This is a genomic window from Oscillibacter sp. PEA192 (genome assembly GCF_003574015.1).
In the GTDB taxonomy this organism is placed as follows: Bacteria; Bacillota; Clostridia; order Oscillospirales; family Oscillospiraceae; genus Oscillibacter; species Oscillibacter welbionis.
Window position 1 is genome coordinate 953,938 of the sequence record NZ_AP018532.1, and the last position, 13,453, is coordinate 967,390.

The following is a 13,453-nucleotide window of genomic DNA, read 5'->3' on the forward strand; positions in this document are numbered from 1 at the left end:
TTGAGATATCGAATCTGCCTCACAGAGGACTCATGCGATGATAGAGGCGTAGGATGCCACAGAAACCACCAGCAGGGCTCCGCACAGCGCGGCGGCCATCGCCTTCCGGCGGGACCGGACCGACAGGCTCAGGTTTTTGATCTGGTCCTGAGGCAGCAGTCCCTCGCTGGTGAAGGCCCGCTCCACGCGGCCCAGGAGGAAATCCAGAGTCAGTGCCATCAGCGCGGCGGCCACGGCTCCCATGATCGTCATGGGGTAATTCAGGGAGTTCATGCCCAGCTGGATGAAGGAGCCCAGGCCGTTGGCACCGGCGAAGGCGGCGATGGTCATGGTGCCCACAGAGCTCACCGCGGCGATGCGGATGCCGGACATGATGTACGGCATGGCCATGGGCAGCTCCACCCGGCGCAGCTGCTGCATCCGGGTCAGGCCGATGCCCCGGGCCACTTCCATGGAAACGGGGGAAATGCCGGAGATGCCGGTATATGTATTTTTCAAAATGGGAAGGAACGCATAGACGAATACCATGAAAATGGCCAGCGTCTCACCCACGCCCAGAAAGGGAATGCCCATGGCGAGCAGCGCCATACAGGGGATGGACTGCATCACGTTGGCGATTCCGATCACCACATTGGATACCGCTTTGTTCCGGGTGATGAAGATGCCGAGGGGAACGGCGATGATCAGGGCCAGCACCACGGAGAAGCTGGTCATGGCCAGGTGCCGGAGAAACTCCTCCAGCAGACTGTCCCACTCCTCCACATAAATGGAGAAATAATCCATCAAAGTGTAGCGGGACATATCACTCCGCTCCTTTCTCCGGCGGTATGTTCCGGAACGAACTGCTTGCTCATGGTGGCCAGAATGATGCTCTTCGTCAAATAGCCGAGCAGCTTCCGGTCATGCTGGATCACGGGAATAATGCCGGACACATCGTAATCAATGGTGGCGATGATCTCTTTCAGGGAAGTTTCCCCCTCCACGGCGATGTAATCATCGGATATGTAGTATTCTATGGGGTCGGCCTCCCGCTTTCCGATCAGCTCCTCCAGCCAGACGACACCCAGGAGCGTCTGCCCCTTATCCAGCACCAGCAGGCTGTCCACGCTGTTGTGCCTCATGATCTGCAGGGCCTGGATGACGGTGCGCCCCTTTGAAATAGTGAAGGGACGGCGGCGCATGATGTCCGCTGCGCGGATATATTCCGGGTTGGCCCACAGCCGGTTGGCGCCGATGAACTCTGTGACGTACTGGTTCGCAGGGTGCTTTAGAATGTTTTCCGGGGTGTCACACTGGGCGACTTTTCCATCCTGAATGATGCAGATGCGGTCGGCCAGCTTGATGGCTTCGTCCATGTCGTGCGTGACGAAGACCACCGTTTTTTGCGCCTTGGTCTGCAGATCATGGATTTCGTTCTGCAGCTCCGCCCGGGTCATGGGATCCAGGGCGGAGAAAGGTTCATCCATCAGGACGATGGGCGGATTGGCGGCAAAAGCCCGGGCGATGCCCACCCGCTGCTGCTGACCGCCGGAGAGCTGGGATGGGTACTGGCCCCGGTAGATTTCCGGGTCCAGATTGACCATCTTCAGCATCTTATCGACCCGGTCCCGGATGGCCTCTTTGGAAAAACGGGCGATCTGCATGGTGAGGGCGATGTTTTCTTCCACCGTCAGGTGGGGGAACAGGCCGCCCGACTGTACCACATATCCAACCTTTTTGGGAAGGTCCTGGACCTTGATCTGTTCTACGGGAATGCCGTCGATGGAAAGCGAGCCTCCCCGCAGGGGAAGCAGCTTGTTGATGCTCTTCAGCAGGGTGGTCTTGCCGCATCCGCTGGAACCGATCAAAACGAAAAATTCGCGGTCATGGATTGTCAGCGAAACACCGTCCAACACAGGCTTATCTTTGTAGGCGATGCGAACGTCTTCAAATTCGATCATGTCTCCTCCATCTTCACATCGTAATTGAATCGAGCGCTGGTTTGCCCATATTATGGGCTGTGATTTATTAAAATGGGATTAAGTTCTGCTCAGCGGGCATTAAGATTCCATTTCATTGCGTGTGAGGTGGGGGCGGAGCTTCTGAATGGGCTCCAGAAAGGAAATGCGAAAGCTGGGATATACGCCGCCTACACGCCTCTTAATCCAATCTTAATGCTGTGGGCGAAATACTTATATAATTATGGTATCCTGCATGATAGGATAAGGCTGTTGAATTCCGATCCAGAATCATGGGAGATGAAGATATATGGAAAAAACAGAGAACAGCACTCCCTATTCCCCCCGGTACGGAGAGGCGGAGACCGGAGGCACCGGAAGACTGAAGATCTTTTTCGGGTACGCGGCAGGCGTGGGCAAGACCTACGCTATGCTGGAGGCAGCCCATCAGGCGCAGAAAGAAGGCGTCGACGTGGTGGTCGGCTATGTGGAGCCCCACGCCAGGCCGGATACACTGGCGCTGCTGGAAGGGCTGGAGGTCCTCTCATGCAGGGAGGTGGACTACCGGGGGATCCGGCTGCGGGAGTTTGACCTGGACGGAGCCCTGGCGCGCAGACCACAGTTGATCCTGGTGGATGAACTGGCTCACAGCAACGCCCCGGGCTGCCGCCACACCAAGCGGTATCAGGATGTGGAGGAGCTGCTGCAGGCGGGGATCAATGTCTATACCACAGTAAACGTGCAGCACCTGGAATCTCTGAACGATCTTGTCACCTCCATCACAGGGATCGTGGTGAACGAACGGATCCCGGATCACGTGTTTGACCGCGCCAACCAGGTGGAACTGGTGGACATTGCGCCCGCTGACCTGGAAAAGCGGCTGGAGGAGGGGAAGATTTACCGGCAGCGCCAGGCGAAGCAGGCGCTGGAGAATTTTTTTACCGCCGAGAATCTGACGGCCCTGCGGGAGATCGCCATGCGCCGGACAGCGGACCAGCTCAACCGCACGGCGGTCCAGGAGAAAAAGGGGAAGGCCGCGCGGGCGGGAGACCATATTCTGATCTGCCTGTCCTCAGCCCCCTCCAACGCCAAGGTGATCCGCACGGCCGCCCGGATGGCCGAGGCGTTCCACAGCGGCTTCACGGCGCTCTTTGTCCAGACACCGGAGACCAAGGAGCTGTCCGGAGAGAATATCAAACGCCTGCGGAGCAACCTGCGCCTGGCGGAACAGCTGGGCGCACAGATCGCCACCGTCTATGGCGCGGACCCGGCGGAACAGATCGCGGAGTACGCCCGGGTCAGCGGTATCACGAAAATCGTCATGGGGCGCGTGAATCACCGGCAGCACCCCTGGATCGGGCAGAAAAGTCTGGCCGACCGGTTGATCGAGCGGACGGACCTGGATGTGTATATCATTCCGGACCGCCAGCCGCTCTATAAAAAGCCCCTTGGAAAGCTCCGGAAGTCCAGAGTCCGCTTTTCCTGGAGAGACGCTGTGGTCACGCTGCTGTGCCTGGCGATCTCCACAGCGGTGGGGTTTGCCTTTGATTGGGCGGGCTTCAGCGAATCCAACATCATCACGATCTACATTCTGGGCGTATTGGTGACAGCAGTCAGCACCAGCGGGCATCTGTATGGAGCGGCCAACTCCCTGCTGAGCGTGCTGGCGTTCAACTTCTTTTTTACCGAGCCGCGCTTCACCCTCCAGGCTGACGGGCCCAGCTATCCCGTCACGTTCCTGATTATGCTCTCATCCAGCATCATCGCCAGCTCTCTGGCCAGCCGCGTGAAGGAGCAGGCCCGCATGGTGGCGGAAAAGAGCTACTATACGGAGCTGCTGCTGGGAAGCAGCCAAAAGCTGCAGACCATCCGGACGGAGTGGGACTGTCTGCGCCTGACGGCGGAGCAGCTCAGCCGCATGTTTGACCGGCCGGTCATTTATGCCCTGAACGACGCCGACAAGGAGCTGGACTTCCGGATCGAGCCGGCGGACGAACACACGCTTCTGGAAAAGCTGAGCATGGAAGAGATCGGCGTCGCCAAATGGGTGCAGAAAAACAACAAGCACGCCGGCGCCACCACGAATACGCTTCCGGACTCAAAATGGCTGTTTCTTTCCGTGCGGGGCACCCGCGGCGTGATGGGGATCGTAGGAGTTCCCATTGCCGGTTATGTGGTCCCGGACGCTTTTGAAAAAAACCTGATGGTGGCACTCCTGGGAGAGTGCGGCCTCAGCCAGGAGCGTATTCGTCTGGAGGAGGAGCGGAACCAGATCGCGCTCCAGACCCAGCGGGAGAGCCTTCAGGCCAATCTGCTCCGGGCGGTCTCACACGATCTGCGCACACCGCTCACCAATATCAACGGCAGTGTGGGCATCCTGATGGGGAAGGATCAGACGCTCAAGCCGGAAGTGCGCGAGCAGCTGTATACCGCGATTGACGATGACACGAACTGGCTCATCAACATGACGGAAAATCTGCTGGCGGCCACACAGCTGGAAACTGACAGGACCAAGCTGAAAACCGCTCCCGAACTGCTGGAGGATCTGTTTCAAAGTGCTGTCCGGCAGTTGGACCGGCGGGCAAGGGACCACCACATCTCAGTTGATCTGGAGGACCAGACGCTCATGGCGTCCATGAACGCGGGGATGATTCAGAGGGTCATCATCAACATGATGAACAATGCGATCCAATATACGCCCAAGGACTCCCATATCATTCTGAGCGGGACCCGCAGGAAGGACTGGGTGGAGATCAGCGTCTCTGATGATGGCCCCGGGATCCCGGATGAGGCAAAAAAGCACCTGTTCGATCTGTTTTATACCGCGGAGCAGGGAAAGCCTGACAGCAAGCGGGGACTGGGGCTGGGACTACATCTCTGCCAGTCTATCGTCAATGCCCACGGGGGGACGATCACCGTCTCCGACCACGCGCCATCGGGGACAACCTTCCGGTTCACCCTGCCCGCAGTTCGGACAGACGGCGTGAAATGAGCGTCCAGGACGGCGGTTTTTCATTAATGTTTTGTTAATACCGCCAGAAATTTCTTAATCCCCTTTTATAACGCGCTGCGCTATTCTAGAAAACGCGAACGGGAGAATAGGGGGCATCTGTGCCTGCTACCCGGAGCGAAAGGAGAATCTTATGAAGGAGTATCTGCTGATTCAAGTGGCCGCCGCTGCTGCCATTGGGATCGCCGCGTGGCGGACTCTTCCGGAGACGATGATGTGTGCAGCCTGCGGGCAGCTCCAAAGAAGAAAGGAGTTTTCAAGATGATGGATGTATTGATGGTAGGCACCCTGGCGGTCAGCTTCGGCCTGGTATGGCTGCTGATCCGCTGGTGTCAGAAACAGCTGGACGACCCGGAGTCGTAAGCGCAGAAAGGAGATCATAACCATGATTGCACTTGGAATTATCGTTCTGCTGCTGGGCGCTTATCTCGTTTACGCGCTGGTGCATCCGGAGCGTTTCTGAGATGCCTGATACCGCAGAAAATAGGAGGAATACGATATGTTGCAGCTGGCGCTGACAATCATCATCTTTCTGATCATTGTCATTCCGGTTGGACGGTATATGTATCATATCGCCACATGGAACCACACACTGGCCGACCCGGTCTTTGACCGTCTGGACGGCGTCATTTACAAAATCGGCGGCGTGAATCCCCATCAGGGTATGAACTGGAGACAGTACGCTCTGGCTCTGGTGGGAACCAACGCGGTCATGGTGGCCATCGGCTACCTGATCCTGCGCATTCAGAGCGTCGGGATCTTCAACCCCAACAGCATCGGCAACATGGAGCCGACCCTGGCGTTCAACACCATCATCAGCTTCATGACCAACACGAACCTGCAGCATTACTCCGGCGAGTCCGGACTGAGCTACTTAAGCCAGATGCTGGTCATCATCTTCATGATGTTCGTCTCTGCCGCCAGCGGCTACGCTGCCTGCATCGCGTTCATCCGCGGGCTGACCGGCAAGACCAAGGACGACGTGGGCAACTTCTTCGCCGACCTGACCCGCATCACCACCCGCCTGCTGCTGCCGTTCTCCATCGTGGGCGGCCTGCTGCTGGTGTGGCAGGGCGTGCCCCAGAACTTCGACGCCAACATCGTGGTGAATACACTGGAGGGCACCTTCCAGACCATCGCCATGGGTCCCATCGCCGCACTTGAGATCATCAAGCACCTGGGCACCAACGGCGGCGGCTTCCTGGGCGCAAACTCCACCACCCCGCTGGAGAACCCCACGATCATCTCTGACATGATCGAGCTGTACTCCATGATGCTCTTCCCCGGCGCCTGCGTCATCACCTTCGGCAAGATGGTGCGCGGCCGCAAGAAGAAGGATGCCGCCGGCGACAAGGCGCTGGCCGGCAGCGAATCCGCCGGCCAGCTGTCTGCGGGCGGAGCTGAGCAGGGCCCCCGCCTGAAGGACCACAGCCTGACGGCGTCCATCTACGGCTGGGAGGGCCGCACGATCTTCCTGGCCATGGGTATCATCTTCCTGGTCGGCCTGGGCGTGTGCTACTGGTCGGAGCTCCAGGGCAACCCGGCTCTGGCAAAGATCGGCCTGGATCAGTCCATGGGCAGCATGGAGGGCAAGGAGGTCCGGTTCGGCATCGCCCAGTCGGCCATGTTCACCACCACCACGACCTCTTTCACCACCGGCACCGTCAACAACATGCACGATACCCTGACGCCTCTGGGCGGCATGATCCCCTTGCTGCACATGATGCTGAACGTGGTCTTCGGCGGCAAGGGCGTCGGCCTGATGAACATGATTATGTACGCCATCCTGGCAGTGTTCATCTGCGGCCTGATGATTGGCCGTACGCCCGAATACCTGGGCAAGAAGATCGAGGGCCGGGAGATGAAGCTCACCGCGCTGTGCATCATCATCCATCCCTTCCTGATCCTGTTCTTCTCCGCGCTGGCGGTCTCCACCTCCGGCGGCCTGGAGGGAATCACCAACCCGGGTTTCCACGGCCTGAGCCAGGTGCTGTATGAGTACGCCTCTTCCGCGGCCAACAACGGCTCCGGCTTTGAGGGTCTGGCAGACAACAGCTACTTCTGGAACATCACCGCAGGCCTGGCCATGTTCTTCGGCCGGTACCTGTCCATCGTGATCCAGCTGGCCATCGCCGGTTCCCTGATGCGCAAGCGGTTTGTCAACGAGACCGTGGGCACCCTGCGCACGGACACCCTGTCCTTCGCTGTGATCTTGGTGTTCGTAGTCTACATCTTCGCAGCGCTGACCTTCTTCCCCGCGCTGGCGCTTGGCCCCATCGCAGAGCATCTGACCCTGTGGGCCTAAGGAGGGCGTTTTCATATGAGTAAGAAACAAAATAAGAAATTTATCACCCCGGAGATCCTCCGGGGGGCGGTGAAGGGCGCGTTCGTCAAGCTCAATCCCCGCTATATGATGCGTAACCCCGTGATGTTTGTGGTGGAGATCGGCTGCTTCATCACCCTGCTGCTCTCCTTCTTCCCCGGCCTGTTCGGGGACGTGGACGCAGGCTCCCTGCGGATCTACGACATCATCGTATGCGTGATCCTGTTCATCACGGTGCTGTTCGCCAACTTCGCCGAGGCTGTGGCGGAAGGCCGGGGCAAGGCCCAGGCCGCCAGCCTGAAAAAGACACAGAAGGACACGGAAGCCCACCTGCTCCATGAGGACGGCAGCGAGACCATCGTCCGTTCCAGTGAGCTGAAAAAGGGCGACATCGTTCTGGTGGTGGCTGGCGAGGTCATCCCCGGCGACGGCGAGGTCATTGAGGGCATCGCCTCCGTGGATGAGTCCGCCATCACCGGCGAGTCCGCCCCCGTGGTCCGCGAGAGCGGCGGCGACTTCTGCTCCGTCACCGGCGGCACCACGCTGGTGTCTGACTGGCTGAAGATCCGCATCACCTCCGAGCCGGGCAACAGCTTCCTGGACCGGATGATCGCCCTGGTGGAGGGCGCCAGCCGCAAAAAGACCCCCAATGAGATCGCACTGAACACCCTGCTGGTGTCCCTGACCATCATCTTCCTGATCGTGGTGGTGACCATGTATCCCTTCGCCGTATACAGCGGCGTACAGATCCCCGTCTCCACCCTGATCGCCCTGCTGGTCTGCTTGATCCCCACCACCATCGGCGGCCTGCTGTCCGCCATCGGCATCGCGGGCATGGACCGTGTCACCCGCTTCAACGTCATTGCCATGAGCGGCAAGGCAGTGGAGGCCTGCGGCGACGTGGATACCATGATCCTGGATAAGACCGGCACCATCACCTTCGGCAACCGCTTGGCCGCCGACTTCTTCCCGGTGGAGGGCGCCAGCCGCAGCGATCTGATCCGCTGCGCGGCCCTCACCAGTCTCCACGATGACACCCCGGAGGGCAAGTCCACTCTGGAGCTGGCCCGCCGCCTCGGCGATAACAGCGTGGAGCCCGCGGGTTCCAGCTTCCTGGAGTTCACGGCCCAGACCCGCATGAGCGGCGTGGACCTGCCTGACGGCACCAAGGTGCGCAAGGGCGCCAGCGACGCCATTGAGCAGTATGTGAAGGAAAACGGCGGCAAGGTCCCCGCGGATCTCCGCACCCATGTGGAGGAGGTCTCCTCCCTGGGCGGCACGCCTCTGGTGGTGTGCGAGAACAACAAGGTCCTGGGCGTCATCTACCTGAAGGATACGGTGAAGCCCGGCATGGTGGAGCGGTTCGAGCGCCTGCGGGCCATCGGCATCAAGACCATCATGTGCACCGGCGACAACCCCCTGACCGCGGCCACCATCGCCAAGGAAGCCGGCGTGGACGGCTTTGTGGCAGAGTGCAAGCCTGAGGACAAGATCGCCCTGATCAAGAAGGAGCAGGCCGAGGGCAAGATCGTCGCCATGACCGGCGACGGAACCAACGACGCCCCCGCCCTGGCACAGGCCAACGTGGGCCTGGCCATGAACTCCGGCACCACTGCCGCCAAGGAAGCGGCCAACATGGTGGACCTGGATTCCGACCCCACCAAGATCCTGGAAGTGGTGGAGATCGGCAAGCAACTGCTGATCACCCGCGGCTCCCTGACCACCTTCTCCATCGCGAACGACGTGGCCAAGTACTTCGCCATCATCCCGGCCATGTTCAAGCTGGCTGTTCCTGAGCTGAACGTGCTGAACATCATGGGGCTGGCGACCTCTTACAGCGCCATCCTGTCCGCGCTGATCTTCAACGCCATTATCATCCCCTGCCTGATCCCCCTGGCCATGAAGGGCGTCAAGTACCGCCCCATGTCCTCCGGGAAGATGCTGGGCCGGAACATGATGATCTACGGCCTGGGCGGCATCATCGCCCCCTTCGTGGGCATCAAGATCATTGACCTGATCATCGCCCCGGTGCTGGCTGCCCTCGGCTTTGGTATGTAAGGAGGAACCTGAATGATGAACGAGAAGAAACATGGCATTGGCCACAATATCCGGCAGGCCGTTCTGGTCACCGTGGTATTGCTGGTGCTGTGCGGCCTGGTATTTCCGGTGCTGCTCAGCGGCCTCTCTGCTGTGATTTTCCCCAGCCAGGCCAAGGGCTCTCTGGTGACGGCAGACGGCATCGCCGTGGGCGCCAAGAACGTGGGTCAGGACTTCACCGAGGATTACTTTATGTGGTGCCGTCCCTCCGCGTACAATTACAATACTTACTATGAAGAGGACACCGACGGCGACGGCCAGGTGGAGCAGTACTACAACGACGGTTCTGAATTCGCCGGCCTGAGCTCCGGCTCCAACAACTACGCCCCCTCCAACCCCGCCCTGACGGAGCGGGTGGAAGCGGACATCGAGGAATTCCTGGAGAAGAATCCCGGTGTCAGCCGGGAGGATATCCCCACTGACCTGATGACTGCCTCCGGCTCCGGCTTGGATCCCCACATCTCTCCCGCCTCTGCGGAGGTGCAGATTCCCCGCATTGTGGAGGCCTCCGGCCTCAGTGAGGATGAGGTGCGCCAGATCATCGCCGACAACACCAAGGGCAAGACCCTGGGCGTGTTCGGAGAGGAGACCGTCAACGTGCTGGGCGTGAATCTGGACATCGCCCTGGCCATGGGCCTGGTGGGCGAGATCTCCAAGTAATCACGGGCCCCGGATGCCTTCTTGGGCAGAGGACACTGGTATGCAGTTTCATTTTGAGAAAACGCTGGAAAAGCGGTATGAGCCGCAGGTCACTGTTACGAACGAGACCCCGGCGTGGCTGATGATTTGCCTGGCGGAGTCCATAAAGGACTGGATCGGCCAGAGTCCCAGAATCTTTTGCAAAAGTGAGGAGCCGTACCTGCAGTTCGGCTATGAGGTGCTGACGTTCCCGGTTGCGGAGTTTGCACAGATTTTCGGCCCGCTGATCTATGCGATCAATCAGGCATGGCCTGTGCAGGTATTTGGAATGGGAAGCCAGGATGAGCTGGTCGAGCTGTCCTTCACAAAGGAGGGGACAGCCCCCACTATCCAGCAGAAGAACGTCTCCGGGATTCCATGTGCGGAATTGAGAGACCTGTACTTCTGCGTGAAGTTCCCGGATCCTCTGGCGGCGGACTGTATGTTCCGTTTGCTGGACGCGGTGGAGAAAAAGTCTGCTGCCGTGGCCCTGGAGTGGGAGTACGCCGATTTTCTGGAACAGCAGCGGCTGGCAAGAATTGACCGGACACTCTCCTATTGCTATGTCTCACTTGAAGAAGAGGAGAGCGCGGACCCGGTCGGATGGCTTTCCGGACTGACGCTTCAGCAGAAATGCGAACTGTGGCGGATGTTTTTGGGAAAGCGGCTATTTCTGCCGGAATTCGAATGGCTCAGAGATGCAATGCTCCAGGGAGCTGTTCCAAACTGGATCGAGTGGCATTTAGCGCTCTATCGTGTTCTGGAGGAAGAGAACATTCGCTTTTTCTGTAAGGACGGACAATTTGAGCTGCTGGACAAGGAAGGACACCGCATCTATTTCGGTGTAGACCATTCCGAGGCGGCAGAGCAGGTGCTGATGAAAGTCCTGTTCCCGCTCAACCAATGACCGAGAGATTCTGAAATAAGGCTGAAAGGCGGACCGGTACATCCGGTTCGCCTTTCAGCCTCTTATGATTCCTTAATACGGGAAACGCTTTCTTTTTCCCGATTTAAGCTGAAAAGCAGTATGATAAGGTCAAAGGAAGGGATGATTATGATGACCTGGAAAACGAGGCTCCTGCATTTTGAGCGCATGTGTGATGGGCTCGTGGAGCATTTCCTGCTTCAACACAAGATCCTTGGATTTCTATTGATTTTTATCGGGATGCCTCTGGTGACGCTGTCGGCGGTATGTATTTGCTCCACCGTTCTTGTACTGCCGCTGGCCTTGGCGTTTGGGTACCTGTGAAGAGGGCCTTAATACAATTTTAATACGAGCCCTTAAAAATTAATGCCCCTTTAAGACGAAAAGTGGATAATGTGATTAAGACTCCATAAAGACATATTAAGGGGTGGGGCTTACGCAGCGGCCTTTTCATAAAAGCTGGTCGTCTCCGTTTCGGATCATCATATTCGGATTTCTCTTGGTGATTCTGCTGGGGAGCTTCCTGCTGATGCTTCCGGTTGCCACAAAAGAAGGTGTTGTCACGCCGTTTTCGGATGCTCTGTTTACTGCCACGTCGGCGGTATGCGTGACAGGCCTGGTTGTTCACGACACTGCTACTTACTGGTCGAATTTCGGACAGTTCATCATCGTATTGCTTATCCAGATCGGGGGCCTTGGGGTGGTAACCGTGGCCGGTGCTTTCGGTATCCTCTCCGGGCGCCGGATCGGCCTGATGCAGCGCAGCACGATGCAGGAGGCCATCGCTGCGCCGAATGTGGGCGGGGTCGTGCGCCTGACAGGTTTTATCCTGAAAACTGCCTTGGTGGTAGAGCTGTTGGGGGCTGCCGCGCTGTTCCCCGTTTTCTGGCAGGAATTCGGCTTGATAAAGGGACTTTGGTATGCCCTGTTTCACTCTATTTCCGCCTTTTGCAATGCGGGATTCGACTTGATGGGGATCAAGGAGCCCTTTTCGTCTCTTGTGGATTACGCGGACAACCCGGTGGTCTCCGTTGCGATCCCGCTGCTAATTATCATCGGCGGCATTGGATTCTTGACTTGGGATGACATCCGTACGAACCGCCTGCACATAACCAGATACCGGATGCAGAGCAAGGTGATTCTGGTGGTCACCGGCAGTCTGATTCTGCTTCCCGGCATCTATTTCTTCCTGTTCGAGTTTGCGCGGGAGCCTGTGGGGAAGCGACTCCTCTTATCCTTTTTCCAGGCGGTCACGCCCCGAACTGCGGGTTTTAATACGGCGGATTTGACCGCTATGAGCGAAAGCGGGCAGACGATTATCACCATGCTGATGCTCATAGGTGGTTCGCCAGGCTCCACTGCGGGCGGCATGAAAACGACAACGCTGGCGGTTCTTCTGGCGAACGCGCTGGCGGTTTTTCGGCGCAATGAGTATCCGCATTTCTTTAACCGCCGGATCTCCAAAGAGACCATCTCCCAAGCGGCGACAATTTTTGCGATGTATCTGGGGCTGTTTCTGGCCGGAGGACTGGTAATCAGCCGAATGGAGGGGCAGCCTATTCTGGACAGCCTGTTTGAAACGGCTTCGGCCATCGGAACTGTGGGCCTGTCCTTGGGACTGACGCCGCAGCTGCATACGGTCTCACGCCTGATTTTGATCGGCCTGATGTTCTTTGGACGGGTAGGGGGGCTGACGCTGATATTCGCTGCCCTTTCCAGCACCCAGAATTCCAGCGCCCGACTGCCGCAGGAGCGGATTACGGTAGGGTGAATCTGTAAATAAAGAGGATGAAATACATGAAGACAATTTTGCTGATCGGTTTAGGCCGCTTCGGCCGCCATGTGGCCATGAAGCTCCACGAATTGAACCATCAGGTGATGGCGGTGGATCAGGACGAGGAAAAAGTCAACCGGATTTTGCCCTATGTGACCAGCGCCCAGATCGGAGACAGCACAAACGAGGAATTTTTGGCCTCTTTGGGGGTGCGAAACTTTGATGTATGTATCGTCGCTATCGGCGATAATTTCCAGAGTTCTCTGGAGACGGCTTCCCTGCTGAAGGAGGCGGGGGCGAAAAAGGTGGTGGCCCGGGCCGCACGGGACATTCAGGCCAAATTCCTGCTGCGAAACGGGGCGGACGAGGTCGTCTACCCAGAGCGGCAGATCGCGGTCTGGACCGCCATCCGATACAGCTCGGATAATATTTCGGACTATATCGCGCTGGGGGACGATCATGCCATCTTTGAGATTCAGGTTCCGGATAACTGGGTCGGCAAGACCATCGGCCAGCTGGATGTCAGGAAACGGCATCATGTGAGCATACTGGCCATCAAGCAGAACGGACACTTCGCCATGACGGTCATTACGCCGGAGACCTGTCTCCCGGCCAACAGCACCATGCTGGTTTTGGGAACAAACCAGAACGTTCAAAAATGCTTCCACATCTAGCGGCTGCGGCTCCAGGCATGGAAAGGACAGGTTGG

The 13,453-nt window shown here is 58.2% G+C and carries 12 protein-coding genes; 10 read left to right on the top strand and 2 right to left on the bottom strand.

The window, feature by feature from the left end; all coding sequences use genetic code 11:
* Positions 1-30: 30 nt before the first annotated feature.
* Positions 31-801, bottom strand: a complete 771-nt coding sequence (locus DN611_RS04660; RefSeq protein WP_025543709.1) for an ABC transporter permease — start codon at positions 799-801, stop codon at positions 31-33.
* Positions 783-1,940 carry an ABC transporter ATP-binding protein gene (locus DN611_RS04665; protein ID WP_021750417.1) on the bottom strand — a complete coding sequence of 386 codons (1,158 nt, stop codon included), beginning with the start codon at positions 1,938-1,940 and terminating at the stop codon, positions 783-785. Before DN611_RS04665 ends, DN611_RS04660 begins: the two co-directional genes overlap by 19 nt.
* Before the next feature lie 307 nt (positions 1,941-2,247).
* On the opposite strand from DN611_RS04665, the gene DN611_RS04670 reads away from it, so the two are divergent.
* From DN611_RS04670 to DN611_RS04710, 10 genes are all read left to right on the top strand, one after another.
* A complete protein-coding gene (locus DN611_RS04670; RefSeq protein ID WP_119310764.1) occupies positions 2,248-4,929 on the top strand; it encodes a DUF4118 domain-containing protein in 2,682 nt (893 codons plus the stop codon).
* A 151-nt stretch (positions 4,930-5,080) separates the two neighbouring features.
* Positions 5,081-5,212, top strand: a complete 132-nt coding sequence (locus DN611_RS16935) for a hypothetical protein (protein WP_021750419.1) — start codon at positions 5,081-5,083, stop codon at positions 5,210-5,212.
* 120 nt (positions 5,213-5,332) lie between these two features.
* Positions 5,333-5,410, top strand: a complete 78-nt coding sequence (kdpF, locus tag DN611_RS17255; protein WP_081692053.1) for a K(+)-transporting ATPase subunit F — start codon at positions 5,333-5,335, stop codon at positions 5,408-5,410.
* A gap of 36 nt (positions 5,411-5,446) precedes the next feature.
* On the top strand, positions 5,447-7,252 hold the full coding sequence (locus DN611_RS04680) for a potassium-transporting ATPase subunit KdpA (RefSeq protein WP_021750420.1): 1,806 nt from the start codon (positions 5,447-5,449) through the stop codon (positions 7,250-7,252).
* A 15-nt stretch (positions 7,253-7,267) separates the two neighbouring features.
* Positions 7,268-9,328 carry a potassium-transporting ATPase subunit KdpB gene (gene kdpB, locus DN611_RS04685; RefSeq protein WP_021750421.1) on the top strand — a complete coding sequence of 687 codons (2,061 nt, stop codon included), beginning with the start codon at positions 7,268-7,270 and terminating at the stop codon, positions 9,326-9,328.
* A 15-nt stretch (positions 9,329-9,343) separates the two neighbouring features.
* Positions 9,344-10,027: a K(+)-transporting ATPase subunit C gene (gene kdpC / locus DN611_RS04690; protein WP_025543707.1), complete on the top strand. Its 684-nt coding sequence runs from the start codon at positions 9,344-9,346 to the stop codon at positions 10,025-10,027.
* Between the two features lie 40 nt (positions 10,028-10,067).
* Positions 10,068-10,952 carry a hypothetical protein gene (locus tag DN611_RS04695; protein ID WP_025543706.1) on the top strand — a complete coding sequence of 295 codons (885 nt, stop codon included), beginning with the start codon at positions 10,068-10,070 and terminating at the stop codon, positions 10,950-10,952.
* 147 nt (positions 10,953-11,099) lie between these two features.
* Positions 11,100-11,294: a hypothetical protein gene (locus tag DN611_RS04700; protein WP_025543705.1), complete on the top strand. Its 195-nt coding sequence runs from the start codon at positions 11,100-11,102 to the stop codon at positions 11,292-11,294.
* 103 nt (positions 11,295-11,397) lie between these two features.
* Entirely contained in the window at positions 11,398-12,741 is a 1,344-nt protein-coding gene (locus DN611_RS04705) for a potassium transporter TrkG (RefSeq protein ID WP_119310765.1), read from the top strand.
* 26 nt (positions 12,742-12,767) lie between these two features.
* Complete coding sequence (locus tag DN611_RS04710) at positions 12,768-13,418, top strand: potassium channel family protein (protein ID WP_025543703.1); 651 nt, start codon at positions 12,768-12,770, stop codon at positions 13,416-13,418.
* The last annotated feature ends 35 nt before the right edge of the window (positions 13,419-13,453 follow it).